The 23,389-nt window shown below is 39.4% G+C and carries 6 protein-coding genes; all 6 read left to right on the plus strand.

Annotated features, from left to right (window positions below; all coding sequences use genetic code 11):
• Window positions 1-51 precede the first annotated feature (51 nt).
• The 6 genes from RM049_RS08755 (at window position 52) to RM049_RS08780 (ending at window position 23,365) form a co-directional block, all read left to right on the plus strand.
• Window positions 52-2,823, plus strand: coding sequence for an amino acid adenylation domain-containing protein (locus tag RM049_RS08755; protein WP_322703910.1), 2,772 nt, complete (start codon window positions 52-54; stop codon window positions 2,821-2,823).
• A gap of 35 nt (window positions 2,824-2,858) precedes the next feature.
• Window positions 2,859-7,613, plus strand: a complete 4,755-nt coding sequence (locus RM049_RS08760) for a type I polyketide synthase (RefSeq protein WP_322703911.1) — start codon at window positions 2,859-2,861, stop codon at window positions 7,611-7,613.
• Entirely contained in the window at window positions 7,610-12,265 is a 4,656-nt protein-coding gene (locus RM049_RS08765; protein ID WP_322703912.1) for a non-ribosomal peptide synthetase, read from the plus strand. The genes RM049_RS08760 and RM049_RS08765 overlap by 4 nt, the downstream gene beginning before the upstream one ends.
• A gap of 1 nt (window position 12,266) precedes the next feature.
• Window positions 12,267-16,829: a non-ribosomal peptide synthetase gene (locus RM049_RS08770; protein ID WP_322703913.1), complete on the plus strand. Its 4,563-nt coding sequence runs from the start codon at window positions 12,267-12,269 to the stop codon at window positions 16,827-16,829.
• Between the two features lie 157 nt (window positions 16,830-16,986).
• A complete protein-coding gene (gene panP, locus RM049_RS08775) occupies window positions 16,987-18,633 on the plus strand; it encodes a pyridoxal-dependent aspartate 1-decarboxylase PanP (RefSeq protein WP_416212624.1) in 1,647 nt (548 codons plus the stop codon).
• A gap of 46 nt (window positions 18,634-18,679) precedes the next feature.
• Window positions 18,680-23,365 (plus strand): type I polyketide synthase, encoded by a 4,686-nt coding sequence (locus RM049_RS08780; protein WP_322703915.1) that lies wholly within the window; start codon window positions 18,680-18,682, stop codon window positions 23,363-23,365.
• Window positions 23,366-23,389: the final 24 nt, after the last annotated feature.

The raw sequence follows: 23,389 nt of genomic DNA on the forward strand, positions 1-23,389 counted from the left end.
GGCATACTAATATTCATAATTCAGAAAGTAGTTTGTTATCAGGAAAACAATATGAGTACAAAATTACACTCAAATGACTTATTGTCTCAAAAAATTTATTGGATAAATAAGTTATCAGGAGAACTACCAGAAACAAATTTAATGCTGGACTATATAAGACCTTTATTTCCTAGTGATAAAAACAAATCTCTTAGCTTTGACTTATCAAATGACTTATCTAAAGCAATCATTAAGCTAGCAAAAGGTTCTTATTTTTCAATCTACTTGATATTAGTGTCTGCATTGAATATATTGCTACAAAAATATACTCGAAATAATGATGTTATTATTGGAATACCTACATATGAAGAAAGTGGTACAGGTTGCGTAAATAGCAAAGTCATTCCCTTGCGGACTCAGGTAACACGTCAACTTTCATTCAAAGATTTTACTTTTGAAGTCAAAGATGCAATTATCGGTGCTTTCAACAATCAGAACTATAATTTTAATGAGTTAATTAAGTTGTTAGAGCTACCAACAAACCCTAATCGTTGCCCATTTTTTGACATAATAGTTTTATTAGAAAATATTCATAGTAAAAAAGATTTAAATCAACTTAATAATGACATAACAATTTCTTTTTCAGTTAATGGTGAAGGTATTGTTGCCAATATTGAGTATAAAGAACATCTGTTTAAAGATGAAAATATAAAATTGATGATTAGGTATTATAATAATGGTCTTGAGAATATTATCAATAACTTGAATAATAGAATATCTGATATTCTATTATTGAAAGAATTTGATAAACATCAGCTATTGAAAATATATAACAACAAGACTAAAGAATATCCAGTCGATCGGACAATAAATAACTTATTTGAAAATCAGGTATCTCAAACTCCAAACAAGATAGCTGTCGTTCATGAATCTACTAAATTAACCTATCAAGAAATAAATAGAAAAGCTAATCAAATAGCTAGATTACTGCGGAAAATAGGAGTTTCTAAAGGAGACTTTGTAGGCATTTTTAAAGCTCGCGATATCAATTTCTTGGTTGCTATCCTTGCTATCTACAAGGCGGGTGGGGCATATATACCGATTGACAGTACTTATCCACCAAATCGAATTAAATATATGCTATGTAATAGCCAAGTTAAATTTATACTAACAGATTATTCGCTATTAAATTTCTTATCAGACTTGGTAGAAGATGATTCACAATTATCATCTATTATTTGTTTAGACGATGTCTTAAATAAAACTAAACTATGGACTAATGAAACAGAGCTTAAAATATATAGCAAGTGTGATTTTGACCAGCTACCTCATGACAATATAGAACATCTGAATGATGCTGTCACCCCAGCTTATATGCTTTATACTTCAGGCTCTACAGGATTATCTAAAGGAGCAATTGTTAGACATGATGGTGCAATAAATCATATTTATGCTCAATTTGATGAGTTGGAGTTAAGGTCGGAATTTTGTTTTCTCCAAAGCGCTCCTTCTTCAACAGATATTTCTGTATGGCAATTTTTGGCACCACTTTTAATTGGTGGAAAGACTATAATTATAGATATCGAAACTGTTGCGATTCCCGAAAAATTATTTGCAGTACTTAAATCAGAAAAAATTACTGTTGTTGAATTAGTACCAACATTATTTGGAGGGTTACTTGAATATACTTCCCAATTACCAAAGCATGAACGGGTATTACCAGATTTAAAATGGATGATATTATCGGGTGAATCTGTATCGGTTAAATGGGTAAATAAGTGGCTTGAGATATACCCCCATATCAGAATTGCTAATGCTTATGGCCCTACCGAAGCTTCTGATGATATCACTCAGTTTATCGTTAACAAGCCTTTGCCAGAAAATCAGCGAACAGTGCCAATTGGTAAACCATTAGCAAACTTAAATCTCTACATTCTAGATGAAGAAATGCAGCTATTACCCATTGGTGCTCCTGGAGAAATCTGTGTATCAGGAATCTGTGTAGGTGATGGGTATTGGAAAAACGAAGAAAAAACCAATCTAAGCTTTGTTCCTAACCCGTTTACAGATACCATAAACAGCTTACCTGGCAATCGCAGAGATTTAATTTATAAGACTGGAGATTTAGGAAGGTGGCTGACTGATGGTAACATCGAATTCCTTGGACGTATTGACCATCAAGTGAAGATTCGTGGTTTCCGGGTTGAACTTGGAGAAATTGAGACATTTTTATGTCAGCACCCGAATGTACGTGAAAATGTAGTTGTGGTTCAACAGGGACAAGCAGATAACGTGCAATTAGTTGCCTATGTGGTTGCGAAGAGCGAAGTAGTTCCTAGTATTAGCGAACTCCGGAGCTTCTTGAAGGAAAAATTACCTGACCACATGATTCCTTCTGCCTTTGTAGTACTGAAAAATCTACCGCTAGCACCAAGCGGTAAAGTAGACCGTAAAGCTCTGCCTAAACCAGATAATCTTCGTCCAGAACTAGAAACAGCTTACGTGTCTCCGCGAAATGAGATCGAGCGGACGGTTGCTGATATTTGGCAAAAAGTACTGAAGGTGGAGAAAGTTGGCATTAAAGATAACTTTTTTGAACTTGGTGGTCATTCGCTAAATGTACTTCAGGTTTATAGCAAAGTGCGAGAACTTTTGAAAGCGGATTTAACCATAACTGACCTTTTTAAATATCCGACTATAAATTCTTTATCACAGTATTTAACTCAAAAAGATAATAGTGATGAAGTATTTGCTTCTGAAAGTAATCAAATCAATGAAAATTTAGAAGCTGGTAAAGCTAGATTAAAACAAAGCCTCTTACGAAAGAAACAACAACTTATTTAAAAACGAATATAAGATTAATCAAAAGGATAAAAATAATGCCTAACTCAGTAGATTATTTAAGTGACAAAACAGGCTTAGAAATAGCTATTATTGGGATGAGTGGCTGTTTTCCCAAATCTCAAAATATTGAGCGATTTTGGCAAAATATCCGAGACGGAGTAGAGTTGATTCATTATTTCACCACTCAAGAGCTAAAAGATTTAGGTGTAGATTCTGCCGAACTGACAAACCCTTACTATGTCAGGGCGGAGGGTGTAGTTGAAGGTATAGATTTGTTTGATGCTTCATTCTTCGGTATAAATCCCAGAGAAGCTGAAATAATGGACCCCGGACTGCGTTTGTTTTTGGAACATGCATGGACAGCACTTGAAAATGCTGGTTATAGTTCCGAAGCTTACAATCAGCCGATTGGAGTTTATGTTGGTACTAGTTTTGGCGGTTATTTACGTAATATTTATTCAAATTATGAAATTGTAGAATCTCTTGGTGAACAACAAATAGAAAAAGGAACCTCTGGAGCTTCCGTTACATTTGCTTCTTATAAATTAAACTTGCAAGGGCCAAGTTATGCAGTTCAAACTACCTGCTCAAGTTCATTGGTTGCTTTACATTTAGCCTGCCAAGGTTTGCTTAGTGGCGAGTGTGATGTTGCTTTGGCGGCTGGAGTCTCAATATCAGAAGCAGTCGGTTATATATATCAACAAGATGGGACTTCATCTCCTGATGGACATTGCCGTACTTTTGATGTCAAGGCCAAGGGATGTCCGAGAGGAAGGGGTTTAGGTGTTGTAGTTTTAAAGCGTTTAGAGGAGGCGATCGCAGATGGAGATTGCATCCATGCAGTCATCAAAGGTTCCGCCATTAATAATGATGGAGCAAGCAAAGTTAGCTACACTGCACCCAGCGTTGATGGTCAGGCAAAGGTGATTAGAGCGGCTCAGATTATGGCTGAGGTGGAACCCGAAACAATTACCTATATAGAGGCTCACGGGACTGCAACCGCTCTAGGCGACCCCATTGAAATTGCTGCTTTAACACAAGCTTTCCGCAGCAAAACTCAGGAAAAGGGCTTTTGTGCGATCGGTTCTTTGAAAACCAATATTGGACATTTGGACGAAGCTGCTGGCGTTGCAAGTCTAATCAAAACCGTTTTAGCGCTCAAGCATAAACAGATACCACCTAGCTTAAACTTTGAAGAACCTAACCCCCAGATAGATTTTGCTAACAGTCCTTTTTACGTTAACAACACATTGTCTGAGTGGAAAAGCAATGACGCCCCTCGTCGTGCTGGAGTTAGTGCTTTTGGTTTTGGTGGGACAAATGCCCATGTAATTTTAGAAGAAGCGACCATAATTAAACCCTCTAGCCCTTCTCGGTCTTGGCAGTTATTATTACTTTCAGCTAAAACAAATACAGCACTGGAAACTGCTACAGAAAATCTGGCTAATTATCTCCAAGAGCATCCAGATTTTAATCTCGCTGATGTTGCTCATACTTTGCAAGTGGGCCGCTGGACTTTGAACCATCGCCGAATGGTAGTTTGCCAAAACCAAGGAGATGCAATCAAGGCTCTGCAAGACCCTCAAATGGCTTTCACCCATTACCAAGAACCTTGTAATCGCTCGATTGTGTTTATGTTTTCTGGACAAGGTTCGCAGTATGTAAACATGGGTCGCGAATTATACGAGAGTGAACCCGTATTTAGAGAGCAAGTTAATTACTGCTGCAAGCTGCTCATACCTCACTTAGAAGTAGACCTACGTACAATTTTCTACCCCTTTGCAGAAAAAACTCAAGAAACAGCACAAAAGTTGCAGCAAACAGCAATTATTCAACCAGCTTTATTTGTGGTTGAATATGCTCTAGCCAAGTTATTGATGGCCTGGGGCGTGCGTCCTGAGACTATGATTGGTCACGGTATAGGAGAGTATGTAGCTGCCACTGTGGCTGGAGTTTTCTCTTTGGAAGATGCCTTGGCAATAGTAGCTACTCGCGGAAAACTAATGCAGCAGTTGCCTAGCGGTGCTATGCTCTCGGTTCAGCTTCCAGAACAAGAGATAGAACAACTGCTAGAAAAGGAAATCTCTCTGGCTGCAAGCAATGCACCTTCTTCCTGCGTGGTGTCTGGTTCGACAGAAGCGATAGATCAATTGCAACAGAAGCTACAACAAATGGGTGTAAGCTGTAGACATTTGCATACTTCCCACGCCTTTCATTCTCAAATGATGGAATCCATCATTGAAGCTTTCACCTGGTCGTTACAAAAAATAAAACTCAATCCCCCGAAAATTCCTTTTGTGTCCAATGTTAGCGGAACTTGGATTACCGTCGCAGAAGCGACAGACCCTAACTATTGGGCAAGGCATTTAAGGCAGCCAGTGCGTTTTAGCCAAGGGGTAACAGAGTTACTCAAACAGCCAGAGCAAATACTGTTGGAGATTGGCCCGGGACGGACACTGAGTAGTTTGGTTAAACAACATCAAACAGATGAACTGATAGCCTTAACCTCTATACGACATCCTCAAGAGCAACAATCAGATGTAGCATTTTTACTCAACACCTTGGGTAGACTTTGGGCAGTAGGAGTTCACATTGATTGGTCTGGTTTTTACGTAGATGAAAAGCGTCATCGTCTACCCTTACCTACTTATCCTTTTGAGCGCAAGCGTTACTGGCTGGAGGTAAATCGAAATGCACTTCTGGCAATGAAGTCGTCAAAAACCTTAGATAAGAAGCCAGATATTGCTGACTGGTTCTACATTCCTCGTTGGAGAGAATCTACACCGCTTGAGATTTTCCAAAAACAAAAGCTGGTAGAACAAAAGTTATGTTGGCTAGTTTTTGTCGATACCTATGGAGTAGGATCAGAAATTGCAGAAATACTTAAACAACAAGGTCAGGATGTGATTACCGTCAAAGTCGCAGATAATTTTGCGAAACTTAGTGACTGTACATATACAATTAATCCCCAACAGAGAGATGATTATGATATTTTGCTTCAAACACTACGAGATCAGAATTGGACTGCCCAGCGGATTGCCCATTTTTGGGGCGTTACTCCCAACGATACTCTACACTCTCAAGAGCTAGACGAACAAACACAACATCAATTTTTTGAAGATTGTCAGCATCTCGGTTTCTGGAGTCTACTTTTTTTAGCACAGGCCTTAGGAAAACAAGATATTAGCAATTCTCTGAAGCTGATGGTCGTCACCAGTAATTTATATGATGTAACTGGTGAGGAAAAATTATGCCCTTCTAAAGCAACCATATTAGGGCCATGTAAGGTAATTACCAAAGAATATTCAAACATATATTGCCGTAATATTGATATAGTAGTCAATTCTTTAAAAACCCCACTAGGACAAAATGTTTTAGACAATCTGATCGCAGAATTTACAGCAGATCAAACAGATGACATAGTTGCCTACCGTGGTTATCATCGCTGGATTCAATCCTTTGAACCTGTGCATTTAGAACAGAACATAGCTGATAAAACTAAGTTAAAGGAGGGAGGGGTTTACTTAATTACTGGTGGACTAGGCGGTATTGGTTTAGTATTAGCAGAACATCTAGCAAAGAAAGTGCAGGCTAGATTAGTTCTAGTTGGACGAAAGAGTATTCCCGAAAAAGATAATTGGCAAGAATGGTTGGCAACTCACGATCAACAAGATAGGGTTAGCCGAATAATTTGTAAAGTCCAACTATTAGAGGCTCTTGGTGCAGAAGTTTTGGTAATCAGCGCGGATGTGACTAATTCCGAACAAATGCAGGCCGTGATTGCTCAGTCAATAGAAAAATTTGGTGTGATTAATGGTGTTATCCACGCAGCTGGTATTGCTGGTGGCGGTGTCATCCAACTTAAAACCCAGGATATAGCAAGCAAGGTACTCGCACCAAAAGTTAAAGGAACGATATTACTAGAGCAAGTTTTTCAGAATATTAATCTAGATTTCTTGGTACTTTGTTCATCTCAAAGTTCTATATTGGGTGAATTTGGACAGGTAGATTATTGTGCGGCTAATGCATTTCTTGATGTATATGCATATAATAATCAAGTTTCTAAATCTGGACGATTAACAATATCAATCGACTGGGATACTTGGCAAGAAGTAGGTATGGGAACGGAGATTATTCTACCAGATAATCTCAAATATTTAGCTGAAGATATAGTTGCAGAAGAATTAAAAGAATCAATAATGCCTCAAGAAGGTGCTGATGCTTTTGATCGCATTTTGGGAAGTGCCTTACCTCATGTTGTTGTGTCAACAAAAAATTTCTCAGATGTAATTAAGGAGAATCGTTATCTCAATTTTCTGGAAGAAGGATTAAAGCTTCTGGAAGATAACTCGGCTTCAGGTAATATTTCCCAAGCAAACCATCCTCGCCCAAATCTAGGTAATGATTATGTTGCACCTAATAATGAAATTGAAGTAACTATTGCTCGAATCTGGCAACAGATACTGGGAATTAATCAAATAGGTATTCATGATAGCTTTTTTGATTTGGGAGGACATTCTCTATTAGCTACTCAACTTCTCTCTCGATTGCGTCAAGAGTTTCAAATAAACCTGTCTCTGCATAGCTTTTTTGAAGCACCCACTATCATCGATCAAGCATTGATAGTTGAACAGACCCGAAGTTTGGGAGAAAGGTATAGTATCAACATGATTCCAAGAATCGAGCAAAGTAATGAGCAACAGGTGTTGGCAAAGCTCGATCAACTTTCAGACCAAGAAGTAGAGTTACTGCTTAATAAGGTGTTAGCAGAAAAGGGAACTGAACAATGACCAGTAATCACGATAAAAATAATGATGTTTCAACAGCAAAAAAACGTGAATTGTTGGCAAAACTACTTCAAGAAAAGGTTAGCCAGCTTCAGACTTTTCCAATGTATTTTGGTCAACAACGACTTTGGTTTATAGACCAATTACAACCTGGTAACTTTGCTAATCACATATCGGCAGCTTTGCGTCTTACAGGTTTTCTGAATCAAGCTGCATTATTGCAAACCCTGAATGAAATAGTGCGACGCCACGAAGTTTTGCGAACTACTTTCGCAACGATGGAAGAAAAACCTGTTCAGGTAATTATTCCTACTTTAAGCTTGAATTTACCTACCATCAATTTGGAGGAATTATCTGAGGTTGAGCAAGAAGCTGAAGTTAAAAAGTTAGTTATACAAGAAATTCAGCAACCCTTTAATTTGAGCCAAGCTCCATTACTGCGAGCTACTTTGCTGCGTCTCAAAGAAACAGAACACATTCTAGTGTTCACAATGCACCATATTATCTCTGACGGATGGTCAATGGGAGTACTGACTCAAGAAGTCGCAGTACTTTACGAAGCCTTCTCGAAAGGGCAGCCTTCTTTGCTTTCAGAACTGCCAATACAGTATGTAGACTTTGCAGCTTGGCAGCGACAACAGCTACAAGGAGAACTACTACAATCACAAATATCTTATTGGAAAAACCAGTTAGAAGGCGCACCAAAATTATTAGAGTTACCCACTGACTACCCACGACCTGCCGTTAGCAGCTTTCAGGGTGCCAGCTATTCATTTGAGTTATCTGATGATTTATATGTAGCCTTAAAGAAATTGAGCCAGCAGCATGGAAGTACCTTATTTATGACCCTGCTGGCAGCCTTTCAAATACTGCTATGGCGTTATACGGGTAGTGAAGATATTGTAGTAGGTTCGCCCATTGCTAACCGCGATCGCACAGAGTTAGAAGGATTAATTGGTTTTTTTGCCAATACAATTGCGCTGCGAACTAATTTGGCAGGTAATCCTACCTTTGAGGATCTACTAACTCGCGTGCGAACAAAGCTATTAGAAGCTTATGCCCATCAAGATTTACCTTTTGAGCAGCTAGTAGAAGAACTGCAACCACAACGAAACTTGAGCTACACGCCAGTATTTCAAGTAATGTTTGTGCTTCAGAATACACCAATGTCAGTTTTCGAGTTGCCTGGTTTGACTATAAGTCCCTTGACAATTGATAATGGTAGTGCCAAGTTTGATTTGACTCTAGAGATAACAGAAACACCAGAAAAAATTTTTGCTAACCTGGAGTTTAATACAGATTTATTTAAGGAAAGTACTGTTAAGCGGATGGCTGGACATTTCCAGACATTACTTAAAGAGATTATTGCAAACCCGAAACTACGGCTTTCAGAATTATCACTGCTAACAGAAGCAGAAAAACGTCAATTACTAGTGGAGTGGAATGACACTCAGGTTAATTATCCTCAAGATCAATGTATTCATCAGTTATTCGAGGCTCAAGTAGAACGCACACCTGATGCAGTAGCAGTAGTATTTGAACATGAACAGCTAACCTATCGGGAACTAAACACCAAAGCAAATCAACTAGCACATTATTTGCGTTCATTGGGAGTAAAACCAGAAGTGTTAGTTGGGATTTGTGTAGAGCGATCGATCGAGATGATAATTGGGCTATTAGCCATCCTGAAAGCAGGTGGTGCATATATACCATTAGACCCCAGCTATCCCCAAGAACGCATTGTATTTATACTAGAAGATACTCAAGCCCCAGTGTTGCTAACTCAAGAGTCGCTTCTTGAGGCGATACCGCAACACAAAGCTAAAGTGGTTTGTTTAGATAACGATTGGCAGACAATCGCCCAACAAACCCAGGAAAATTTATTATCTGTTGTCACAACTGACAACCTAGCTTATGTCATCTATACCTCTGGTTCAACAGGCAGACCAAAAGGTGTAATGATTCAACACGCAAGCACAGTTGCAATGTTGGATTGGGCAAAGAAAACCTTTGCGATAGAAGCTATGCAAGGAGTTTTGGCATCAACCTCAATTTGCTTCGATCTTTCGGTATTCGAGGTGTTTGTTCCTCTGTGTTGTGGTGGCAAAGTGATTTTAATCGAGAACGCACTGTTGTTACCAACTTCGTCAGCAGCCTTAGATGTAACCTTAATTAATACTGTCCCAAGTGTAATTTCACAATTATTAATAACTGATGGAATTCCAGCGTCAGTGCAGATTGTGAATGTTGCAGGTGAACCACTTCATAATAAACTCGTACAACAACTTTATCAGCAGGATAATATACAAAAGGTATTTAACCTATATGGTCCTTCAGAAGATACAACTTATTCAACCTTTGCCTGGATACACAAGGATACTAGCAACACTACACCTATCGGTCGTCCGATTCACAACACCCAGATTTATTTATTAGATCAAAATTTACAACCTGTTCCTGTAGGTGTAGCAGGGATGTTGTATATTGGTGGTGCAGGTTTAGCCCGTGGTTATCTAAACAAAGCAGAACTGACTGCGGAGAAATTTATTCCCTATCCTTACGCAAACTTGCCAGGGGAACGGTTATATAAAACTGGAGATCAGGCACGCTATCTGCCCAATGGAGATATCGAATATATTGGTCGTATTGACTATCAAGTAAAAGTCCGTGGTTTTCGGATTGAACTATTAGAAATTGAAGCAGTTATTCTTGAATACCCAGCAGTCCAAGAAGCTGTAGTTGCGGTTCATTTTTCACAGGTAGATTCTCAACAAATAGTCGCCTATGTAGTCCCTCAAATAGAGCAAACACTGACAATTCCTGAACTAAGGAGTTTTTTAGAAGCGAAGTTGCCAAGCTATATGGTGCCAGCAGCTTTTGTCATATTATCAGCACTACCACTAACACCTAATGGTAAAATTAACCGTAAGGCACTACGTACACCTGATACAGCTAGACCTGAAGACAAAGAACTAGTAGTACCACAGACAACTCTTGAAAAGCAGTTGGCTGGAATCTGGACAGAAGTATTAGGTCTGGAAAATATAAGTATAAACGATAATTTTTTTGGATTAGGTGGAGATTCTATTCTTAGCCTTCAAGTAATATCCAAAGCCAACCAAATAGGGCTGCACCTAACTCCTAAGCAGATGTTTCAGTACCAAACGATTGCCCAATTAGCGACAGTAATTGGTACAACTCAGAAAATTCAAGCTGAACAAGGAGTTTTAACTGGAGCGCTAGAGCTAATACCCATTCAGCACTGGTTTTTTGCACAAAAGCAACCAGAACCACACCACTGGAATCAAGCTGTATTCTTAGAAAGCAAGCAGAATATTGACCCTGTAGTTTTAGAGAAAATTATCAAGTTTCTACAAATACATCATGATATCCTACGCTTACGATTTATACAGCAGGAATTTAGTACTGAAGCACTTATCGTTATTCCTGATGATGTCATACCATTAACATACTTCGATTTTTCAGCACTGCCAAAAGATCGACAATCACCAGCAATAAAAGCAGCAGCAACTAAACTGCAAGCCAGCTTAAATCTGTCACAAGGGCCGTTATTCCAGGTTGCGCTTTTCAACTTGGGCGACAATCAACCCAACCGCTTGCTTTGGATTATTCACCACTTAGCTGTTGATGGTGTCTCTTGGCGAATTTTAATTGAAGATTTTCAAACAGCTTACCAGCAAATTAGTCAAGGCAAAGTAATTAAGTTGCCACCCAAAACAACTTCTTACAAACAATGGTCTAGCCATCTACAAAAATATGCACAAGCTTCAGCACTACTTTCAGAGCTAGACTTTTGGCTGAGAACACAATATCAATCAGTTTCGTCTATACCAAGAGATTTTCCTGATGGAAATAATATAGAAGAAACCACTTCTATGGTATTAGTATCGCTGTCTGTAGAAGAAACCCAAAGTTTGCTGCAACAAGTACCAGCAGCTTACCAGACACAAATTAATGATGTATTGTTAACAGCACTGATACTAACGTTTAACCAGTGGACGGGGGAAAATTCTCTACTAATTGACTTGGAAGGGCATGGGCGAGAAGAAATCTTTGAGGATGTGGACTTATCGAGGACTATCGGTTGGTTTACAACTATTTTCCCAGTACACCTAAAGCTAGAAAATACCAACGAGCAAGGAAAAGTCTTGAAGTCGATAAAAGAGCAGCTACGAGCAATTCCGAATCGAGGTATTGGCTATGGATTATTCCGCTATCTTTGTCAGGATCGGGAAATAGCTGAAAAATTTTCCTCATCAAAGGCTGAAGTTGCTTTCAACTATTTAGGACAGTTCGATCGAGTTTTACCAGAATCATCTTTATTTAGCTTCGCGAAGGAATCGAGTGGTTCTACTCGCAGTTTGCAAAGTAAACGAACTCACTTATTAGAAATTAACGGTGGTATTTATCAGGGACATCTGGAAATGAGTTGGTCTTACAGTAATAAGTTGCATCGACAAACCACGATTGAGGTACTTGCTCAAAGGTTTATTGGGGAACTGCGATCGCTGATTGCTCATTGCCTATCTCCCAATGCAGGTGGCTTTACCCCTTCTGACTTCGCAGATTTTCAGCAAAGCCAATGGGATCAAACCGATCTTGATGCCATTACAGCAGCTATGGGGGATATGTAACATGGGTGTGCAAAACAAAAACATTGAAGATTTTTATCCGCTCTCGCCCATGCAGCAGGGCATTCTGTTCCATAGTCTTGCAGCTCCTAAATCTGGCATCTATTTTGAACAATTTAGCTGGACTCTCCACGGAAAGCTCAATGTTACAGCCTTTCATCGGGCATGGCAGCATATTGTAGAACGATATTCCATTCTCCGAACCTGCTTCGTTTGGGAAGGCTTAAAAGAACCAGTACAAATTGTGCATCGACAGGTGGCTTTACCGTGGCAGGAGTATAATTGGCAGCATCTCTCCCCAGAAGAACAACAACAAAAGTTAGAACTTTTCTTACAAAGCGATCGCTCCAGTGGGTTTGAACTTAAGCAGCCTCCATTGATGCGCCTAACACTGGTTCAACTTTCGGATATTTCCTATAACTTTACCTGGAGTCATCATCATCTATTGTTAGATGGGTGGTCTGTTGCCTTAGTTTTTAAAGAAGTCCTTGCTTGTTACAAAGCTTTTAGCAATGGTCAAGAATTATACTTAGAATCAATCCGCCCGTATCGAGATTACATTGTCTGGCTACAGCAACAAAATCTATCTGAAGCTGAGACTTTCTGGCGACAGATACTTAAAGGTTTTACCACTCCGACACAGCTATCGGTGAATCAACAAGCTAGAAAATTACTGACTCAAACAGATGGCTATGACGAGCGAGAAGTTAAACTTTCTATAGTAACAACAGCAGCATTGCAGTCTGTAGCAAAGCAACATCAATTAACACTGAACACCCTTGTACAGGGAGCTTGGGCTTTGCTATTGAGCTGCTACAGTGGTCAAAAAGACGTAGTTTTTGGGGCAGTAACTTCTGGTCGTCCCCATACTTTAGCTAAAGCCGAGTCTATGGTAGGGTTGTTTATCAACACGTTACCGATTAGAGTACAAGTATCATCCCAAGAATTTCTTTTGCCTTGGCTTCATAACATCAAAGATAAACTAGTTGAAGCACGGCAATATGAGTATTGTCCATTAGTGAAAGTCCAAGAATGGAGCGAAGTTCCTAAAGGTGTATCTCTATTCGAGAGTATAGTAGTTTTTGAGAACTATGCTGTAGATCCTTCTTTACGGCAGAGGGATATCAATTTGCAGATAGAGGAATTTCATAGCTTTGAAAAGACTAACTATCCGATAACCCTAAGCGTGAATCTAGGTGAGGAGTTGTTGCTCAATATTACTTGCGATGATAGCGATCGCTTCGACACTGACACGATCGCCCGGATGCTAGGACATTTACAGACTTTGCTAGAGGGTATGTCCACCAATCCACAGCAACGTCTTGGTGAGTTATCGCTCTTAACAGAAGATGAGCGACATCAGTTACTTGTGGAGTGGAATCAAACTCAGGTTGAATATTCTCAAGATCAATGCATCCATCAGTTGTTCGAGGCTCAAGTAGAACGTACACCTGATGCGATCGCAGTCGTCTTTGAAAATCAACAACTAACCTACCGCGAGTTGAACAACCAAGCGAATCAACTAGCGCACTATTTGCAACAACTAGGAGTGAAGCCAGAGGTATTAGTTGGAATTTGTGTAGAGCGATCGATCGAGATGATAATTGGGCTATTAGCCATCCTCAAAGCTGGGGGAGCCTATGTACCGATCGATCCAACCTATCCACAGCCGCGATTGGCACTGCTGCTAAATGATGCTCCACTTACAGTATTACTTACACAACAGTATCTACTGGCACAAATACCACCGCATACAGCAAAAGTCATCTGTTTCGATGACGATATTAATTGGCAAGCCGGATCGTCAGCAATCAAACAAAACCCTGTAAATCAAACCACCCCTGCAAATCTAGTCTATGTGATTTATACATCAGGCTCTACTGGCACACCCAAAGGTGTTACTATCCAACATCAATCTTTGGTAAACTTTGTCCAAGCAGCGATCGCACAATACCAACTACAAGCACAAGACAGGATCTTGCAATTTGCCTCCATCAGCTTTGATGCCGCTTGTGAAGAAATTTTTCCTTGTTTGCTACACGGTGCGACTTTGGTATTGCGAACTGATGAAATGTTGGTTTCGATCAAAGCTTTCAATGAAAAATGCCAACAGCATTGCATATCGGTTTTAGATATACCTACTGCTTTTTGGCATCAGATAACTTCAGAACTTGCAACATCAGCATTAAAGCTACCAGAATCACTGCGCCTAGTTATTATTGGTGGCGAAAAAGCTTTACCAGATAAAATTAACATTTGGCAACAGCAAGTAGAATCAGGCATACGTTTGATTAATAGCTACGGGCCGACAGAAACCACAGTAGTTGCTACAGTTTGCGACCTGACAACTGTAGAAGGGGAAGTGCCGATTGGCAGAGCGATCGCTAATATGCAAACCTATGTGTTAGATTCTGATTTGCAACCGGTTCCCATCGGTATTTGGGGCGAGTTGCACATTGGCGGAATTGGCGTAGCCAGAGGCTATCTGCACCAACCAGAGTTAACATCTGAGAAATTTATACCAAATCCTTTTAGCGATCGCCCAGGTTCTCGTCTTTACAAAACAGGCGATCGGGTACGCTACCGCAGCGATGGTCAAATTGAATTTAGCAATCGTATTGACAACCAAGTAAAAATTAGGGGCTTCCGTATTGAGCTAGGAGAAATAGAAGCACTCATCAACGAACATCCATCTGTTATGGAAGCAACAGTGATTTCTAGGAAAGATGTGTCAGACTACGAGCAGTTAGTGGCTTATGTAGTTGCTAATACATTTGATGTTGTAAAAGAGCAGACATCAGCAGTTGATTTGAACACTCAACAAGCCTCGCAGTGGCAGGCAGTTTTTGATAGCCTTTACAACGAGTTAGATTCAGAACAACAGTCAGGTTTTTATATCAAGGGCTGGGAAAGTAGCTATACAGGCTTGCATCTCCCCGATCAAGAAGTACGTGAATGGATGGATCAAACAGTTGAGCGGATTTCAGCTTTGCAACCAACCCAGATCCTAGAAATTGGTTGTGGTGGTAGCGGTCTAATGCTTTTACGTTTTGCTCCTTATTGCACACAATACTGTGCAACTGATATTTCGCAAAATGCTCTAAACATTCTCCAGCAACAATTAAGCAACTTAGGGCAAAATTTGTCAGAAGTGAGCTTTATCCAGAAAGGAGCAGATGACTTCACTGGTATAAGTACAGATACTTTCGATGCTGTCTTTATAGTCTCAGTAGCCCAATATTTTCCAAGTGTTGACTACTTATTAAAGGTGTTGGAGGGTGCTGTAAATGTAGTAGAGCCTGGAGGCTTTATATTTCTAGGAGATGTTCGCAATTTTAGCTTATTAGAAGCTTTTCACACCTCTGTTCAACTACATAAAGCACCAGCCTCTCTCTCTGTAGAAAATTTACAGCAACTTGTGCAAAAGCAAATATTTGCAGAGAAACAGTTAGTTATTGATCCGGCCTTTTTTATCGCCTTAAAGCAGCATCTGCCCAAGATTAGTCATGTAGAAATTCATCTGGAACGCGGGCACTTTCATAATGAGTTGACTAAATTCCGCTACGATGTGATTATCCATGTAGGACATGACAATCTTTCAGTAGATATTTCATGGTTAGATTGGCAGCAAGCAAAGTTGACGCTTGCATCTGTCCGCCAATTACTTATAGACACTGAGCCGGATATTTTAGGAATTGTTAATGTGCCTAATGCTCGTGTCTTGCCAGATGTAAAAGCTGTAGAATTACTCAAAAAGTCCAAAGGCTTGACAAATGTTGGTGAGGTACGCCAAGCTCTTCAGGCAATAGCAACAACTGGCGTAGACCCCGAAGAATTATGGGCTGTTAGTGAAGAATTACCTTATATCGTCGATATTAGCTGGTCAGATAATAGTGTCGATGGTCAATACCAGGTAGTATTCAAAAAGCGCACTGTAGCATCACAAATAAAGCCTATAATGGTGGCTCCTCCTTGCAGTGGAAAAACAGCTAGCTTTCAGACTTGGAGTGATTTTACTAATACTCCACTACAGCAGATGTCTAATACTCAGGTTGTGTCTCAATTACGGCAGCATTTAGAGGCGAAGCTGCCGAACTACATGATGCCGTCAGCATTCGTGATGCTAAATGCACTACCACTTACACCTAATGGTAAGGTCGATCGCCAAGCATTGCCTGCACCTGGTACAACAAGACCTAAATTAGAAGCAGCTTATCAGCCACCCCAAACCGAAATAGAAAAAACTATTGTTAGTATATGGCAACAAATACTGAATGTTGAGGACGTAGGAATTTATGACAATTTCTTTGAACTTGGTGGTCATTCATTGCTATTAATTCAGGTTCATAGCAAGTTGCAAAAAGTATTTCAGCGAGATTTCACCTTAGTTGATATGTTTGAATATCCGACTATAAGTCACTTGGCTAAATATTTTAGTCAGGAATCTAGCGAAGAAACACCTGTTTTACTAGCTGCTCATCATCCAGAGAGCAGAACGGCTTCAGTACAGCGGCGAAAACAAGTTAGAAAACAGTATCGAGAAGCAACAAAGCAAAAAGATATTTAGTCTCAACAAAGTATTGAGGAAATAAGGGCGATCGCTACAAGATTGATGCCCGATAAAATCGAACATTTTAGAAAGTGCTAATAACACTTAAAGAAAAGAAGGCAAAACCTTCTTATTTCAAAAATTAAGTATAAAAACTTATTGCAACAAATACAATATGACATCGAGCAGCAAAGAAATGTTAAACAAGAATTACCTTTTTGAATCTGAACAGGTATTACATGATGGGATAGAAGAGCAAGTAATGCAAATGTTTGCTTCATTCAATCAGGTAAACTCTATTGAAAAACAAATAGATGAAATAACTGAGAATATTTCTCAAGATTTTTTAAGCAATATTGACTCTAATACCAACATTGATTTAGACTCACTACTAGAAAAGTTTTCTGATAGTAAAATTCCACTTCAGCCCACTAACCTTGAGGGCTATCTCAAGTACATAGGCAATAATCTTGTTGCTCATTCAATACATACATCTTCGCCACGATTTATTGGTCACATGACCTCGGCACTTCCTAGTTTTGTACGCCCTTTGGCTAGACTCATGACGGCAATGAATCAAAACGCCGTCAAAATAGAGACAGCTAAAGCCCTCACCTTCTGTGAACGTGAGGCTTTGGCTATGTTGCATCGACAGATTTATAATTTTTCTGACGGTTTCTATACTCAACATATTCAAAACAACCTCAGTACACTAGGAATCTTAGTTTCTGGTGGAACAGTGGCGAATATCTCAGCACTTTGGTGCGCGCGAAATGCTTCACTAGGGCCAAAAGATGCATTTCTCGGCGTAGAAAAAGAAGGTTTAGCAGCTGCTCTAGATTTCTATGGCTACAAAGGAGCAGTAATTATTGGCTCTGACTTGATGCACTACTCTTTTGATAAAGCTGCGGATTTGATGGGCATTGGTACTCATAGTTTGATGAGAATCCCTGCTGACTGTAATAATCGAGTTAACTTACAAGCACTGCGTCAAACTGTTATAGACTGTCGTAACCAAAACTTACTAATTATTGCAATTATAGGGGTTGCTGGCACGACAGATTCAGGTGGAGTTGATTCCCTTAAAGATATTGCGGAGATTGCACAAGAAGCCAATGCTCATTTTCACGTAGATGCTGCTTGGGGTGGCCCACTAATTTTTTCTGAACAATATAGGTATAAGCTTGCTGGTATAGAAAAAGCTGATTCAGTCACTATTGATGGACATAAACAACTGTATTTGCCAATGGGTATTGGTATGGTCTTTTTCCGCAACCCCTATCTAGCTTCTTCAATCGAAAAACAGGCTAGCTATACCATGCGTAAGGGATCATTTGATTTAGGTAAACGTGCTTTAGAAGGTTCTCGGCCGGGCATGGCTTTATTTTTACACGCTGGTCTAAAACTGATTGGGCTTAAAGGATATGAGTTTTTGATTGATGAAGGAATCCGCAAAACTCAATATATGGCTGCTCGGATTTCAGCGATGCCTGAATTTGAATTGTTGGCAGAACCTGATACTAATCTATTAATCTATCGCTATATTCCAGAGCAATTTAGAGGGCTGATTGCCAACACACAGTTAACAGAAACAGATAATCAAATTATCAATAATTGTAATGAATGTTTACAAAAAATGCAGCGTCATATCGGTCGCACTTTTATCTCACGAACAACGAAAATAACTATAAGTTTGGACAAAGAAATTCCTGTAATTGCTATGCGTGCAGTAATTGCTAATCCATTAACTACTGAAGAAGATATTGAGGCTGTTTTAAATGACCAAATTCAGATTGCTTCTGAAATTTCACTGTCATATTGAACAACTTGCTATTAGAAAACAAATATTTATTATCAGGTTTTGACTTATGGATATAGCCAATAATTTTATTCATAGCTTAAATGAGAATCTTCAGGACGAAATTGCTATTATTGGTATGGCGGGTCGTTTTCCGGGAGCAAATGAAATTGCTAGCTTTTGGAACAACCTGCGGGATGGTGTAGAGTCAATTTCTTTTTTCACGAATGAAGAACTAATATCTGCTGGGGTAGATGGATCGTTACTTAACGAACCCAATTACGTGAAGGCAAGCGGTATATTAGAAGATATAGACTTATTTGATGCTTCATTTTTTGGTTTTTCCCCCAGAGAAGCTGAACTTACAGACCCACAACACCGTCTTTTTATGGAAAGTGTTTGGGAAGCTTTAGAAAATGCTGGCTATAATTCGGAAACTTATAGCGGTCAAATAGGTCTTTTCGGTGGTCTTGCTGCCAGTTCTTATCTGCTATCAAACTTATATTCCCATCGGAATTTGATGGAATCAGAAGGTAGTATTACTATTGGGAATGATAAGGATTTTCTCCCAACACAAATTTCTTATAAATTAAACTTAAGAGGGCCAAGTATCAATGTTCAGACAGCCTGTTCCACATCATTGGTTGCTGTCCACCTAGCCTGCCAAAGTTTACTAAATGGTGAAAGTGATATAGCTTTAGCAGGGGGTGTTAGCGTTGAAGTGCCACAAAAAACTGGTTATCACTATCAACAAGGAGGAATTCATTCTCCTGATGGTCATTGTCGAGCTTTTGACGCTCAAGCGAAAGGAACTAATGGTGGCAGTGGTTTAGGTGTAGTAGTCTTGAAAAGATTAGAGGATGCTATTGCTGATGGTGATTTTATTTATGCAGTAATCAAAGGTTCAGCTGTTAATAACGATGGCTCTTTAAAGGTTGGATATACAGCCCCTAGTGTTGATGGTCAAAGGAAGGTTATTTTAGAAGCTTTAGCTTTAGCTGGAGTCGAACCTGAAACTATTTCTTATGTAGAAACACACGGTACAGGAACTATCTTAGGAGACCCGATTGAAATAAAAGCTCTCACACAAGCTTTTCGTGGCAGCACAAATAAAAAAGGTTTTTGTGCTATTGGTTCAGTAAAAACCAATGTGGGACATTTGGATACAGCAGCTGGTGTAACAGGCTTAATTAAAACAGTCCTGGCATTAAAACATAAACAAATACCTCCAAGTTTGCATTTTCAAGAGCCAAATCCACAGATAGACTTTGCCAATAGCCCCTTTTACGTCAATACCAAATTATCCGAGTGGAAAACCAACGGAACACCCCGCAGAGCGGGTGTGAGTTCTTTTGGTATTGGCGGGACTAATGCCCATGTTATTTTAGAAGAAGCTCCAGTAGAGACGCGCCAATTTGCGTCTCTACACTCCCGTCCGTGGCAATTGTTGTTGCTCTCAGCCAAAACCAGCACAGCTTTAGACACTGCAACAGCACAATTGCGTGATTATTTAGAGCAAAACCCCGATATTCCCCTACCAGATGTCGCTCACACCCTACAAGTAGGGCGTCGAGCTTTTGACTATCGCCGCATCGTGATTTGCCAAGACCCAAATGATGCAGTGAAATCGCTTAACAGCCAATACCCACAACGTATTTTTAGTTACCACTACAAGCCAGGTCACTGTCCAGTAATTTTGATGTTTTCAGGACAAGGGTCACAATATGCAAACATGGGTCGGGAACTTTATGAAGTCGAACCGACATTTAAAAAATATGTAGATACTTGCGCTGTGATTTTGCAACCCCATCTGGGTATTGATATCCGTTCCCTACTTTATCCCAGAGAAGAAGATACTGAAGTAGCTTGTTTGCAACTACAACAAACAGCCTTGACCCAAAGCGCGTTATTCGTTACAGAGTACGCCCTGACTCAGTTATTAATGTCTTGGGGTGTGCGACCAGAAGCAATGATTGGTCATAGTATTGGGGAATATGTCGCCGCAACCATTGCAGATGTATTTTCTCTCGAAGATGCCTTAAAAATTGTGGCAAAAAGAGGACAGTTGATGCAACAGTTGCCTTCTGGGAGTATGCTGGCAATTAGGCTGCCAGAAAAAGATGTGCAGTTGCTGCTGTCTGCACAAAAGTTGTATCAAACATCTCTACAAATCGCAGCGATTAACAGCCCATCTTCTTGTGTAGTTTCGGGAACAAACCAAGCAGTTGCAGCCCTGGAAAAGCAATTATCCTCTCAAAAAGTTGAATGTCGGCTGTTGCATACATCTCATGGATTTCATTCGGTGATGATGGAGCCAATATTGCCAGCATTTACTGAGGCGATAAAAACAGTCAAACTGAATCCACCACGCATCCGGTTTATTTCGAATGTAACTGGTAGTTGGATTAGTAAAGAGCAAGCGACAAATCCGAATTATTGGTGCGAACATTTACGAGAAACTGTCAGATTTTCAGATGGGATATCCCAACTCATACAGCAATTTGAAGGTGTTTTTCTGGAGGTAGGACCAGGGCGAACTTTAAGTACATTAACGACACAGCATTTGGATGGAAATGCCAAGCAACAGGTATTGACTTCGTTATGCCATGTTAAAGAACAGCAATCGGATGTTGCTTGGTTGTTGCAAACATTAGGCCGGTTGTGGCTTTCTGGTGTCGAAATAGATTGGTCGGGATTTTATAGCCATGAGCAGCGTCATCGTTTGCCTTTGCCTACTTACCCCTTTGAACGACAAAGGTACTGGATTGAACCTAACAAGCAAGGACAAAATGAGCATTACACTCCAGTATCACTGGGTAAAAAACCTGATATAGCCGACTGGTTTTATATCCCTTTTTGGAAGCCTTCGTTACCACCATTACAACTAGAACATGAAGAATTAGCATCTGAGAAGTCCTGCACTTTGGTGTTTATTGATGAGTGTGGCTTGGGTAGTAAATTGGTCAAACAATTAGAAACACAAAACCAGGATGTAATTACTGTAAAAGTTGGTGAGAGTTTTACCATACTAAGTGAATCTCAATATACTATTAATCCGAAAAATAATTATGACTACGATATTTTACTCCAAGAGCTTTATAAGCAAAATAATTTGCCAAAAACGATAGTTCATTTATGGAATGTTACACCTAGCATTGACGAAGAATTAGAAATTGAAAAAGTTGAAAAAGCTCAAACAATAGGATTTTACAGCCTGCTATTTCTTGCTCAAGCTTTGGGAAAACTAGAAACTAGTGATGATTTTCAAATTACAGTTATTTCTAACGACTTACAGTCAGTAAATGGCAATGAAGCACTTTCTCCGGAAAAAGCTACTTTACTTGGGCCAATTAAAGTCATATCTCAAGAATATTCAAATATAAACTGTCGTAGTATTGATGTTATACTTGCAGAACAACGAAATTGGCAAGAAGAAAAACTTGTAGAACAATTGCTGGCGGAACTGAAAGTTCCTGATTCGGAAAAACTCATTGCTTATCGAGGTTTGAACCGTTGGGTACAAACTTTTGAACCTGTACGCTTTGATAAAGCTAAAATCGAAAAGCCTCGACTAAGAGAAAAAGGAGTCTATTTAATTACAGGTGGACTCGGAGATATTGGACTTGTTTTGGCAAAATACTTGGCTCGAACTGTACAAGCAAAACTAGTATTGATAGGACGTTCTGGTTTACCTAAAAAAGACGAATGGTCTCAATGGCTTGCTACTCACGATGAAACTGATAGGACTAGCTATAAAATTCGCAAAGTTCAAGAAATCGAAGACTTAGGTGCAGAAGTTTTAGTGGTGAGTGCTGATGTGAGCAACATCGAAAAAATGCAAAGTGTCATTACTCAAACTCAACAGCAATTTGGTCAGTTAAATGGTATCATCCATGCTGCTGGAATTCCTGGAGGCGGTGTCATTCAGCGAAAAACTCAAGCAGAAGCAGAAAGTATTCTGGCTCCGAAAGTCAAAGGTACAGTAGTTATTGATTTACTTGTCAAAGATATTCAGTTAGATTTCTTTATTCTAGTATCATCAAGCACCTCAATTTTAGGGGATTTTGGACAAGTAGACTATTGTGGAGCAAATGCTTTTCTTGATGCCTTTGCTCACCGTAGTAATGCCTCAAAACATGGCAAATTTACTACAAGTATCAACTGGGATGCTTGGCAAGAAATTGGCATGGCTGTAAACACAGGAGTTTCGCAACACCTCCAAGAATCACGAATAGAAGAGCTTAAACAAGGCATATTACCTAATGAGGGTGTAGAGGTTTTTCTACGTACTTTGGGAAATACAATATCTCAAGTTGTAATATCTACATCTGACTTCTTGGATAAATTCAAACATTATAATTCTTCTAAACAAATACAATACCTAGAAGTTTTAGAAAATGCCAATCTATCTAGCTCAAAATATCCTCGACCTGAATTAAGTAATGATTATATTGCTCCTCGAAATAAAATTGAGGAACAGCTGTTTGAAATTTGGCAACAAATTCTTGGCATTGAAAGGATAGGAATCCATGATAATTTTTTTGAACTTGGTGGTGATTCGCTGATAGGTATTCAACTGATTGCAACCTTAAATAAGGTATTTCATGTAAATATTTCTGTTGCCAAACTTTATGAATGTCCGAACATCAGTTCTATGGCAAAGATTTTTGCTCCTGAAGAATTTCAGGAAAATACTTTTGAACAAAGACTAAGCCGAGGACAGAAAAGAAGACAGATGAAAATTCAAAGTAACTAAAATATTTTAACTTTAGTTAATTTA

Origin of the sequence: Nostoc sp. DedQUE04 (assembly GCF_034530995.1) — a bacterium.
Classification (GTDB): domain Bacteria; phylum Cyanobacteriota; class Cyanobacteriia; order Cyanobacteriales; family Nostocaceae; genus Nostoc.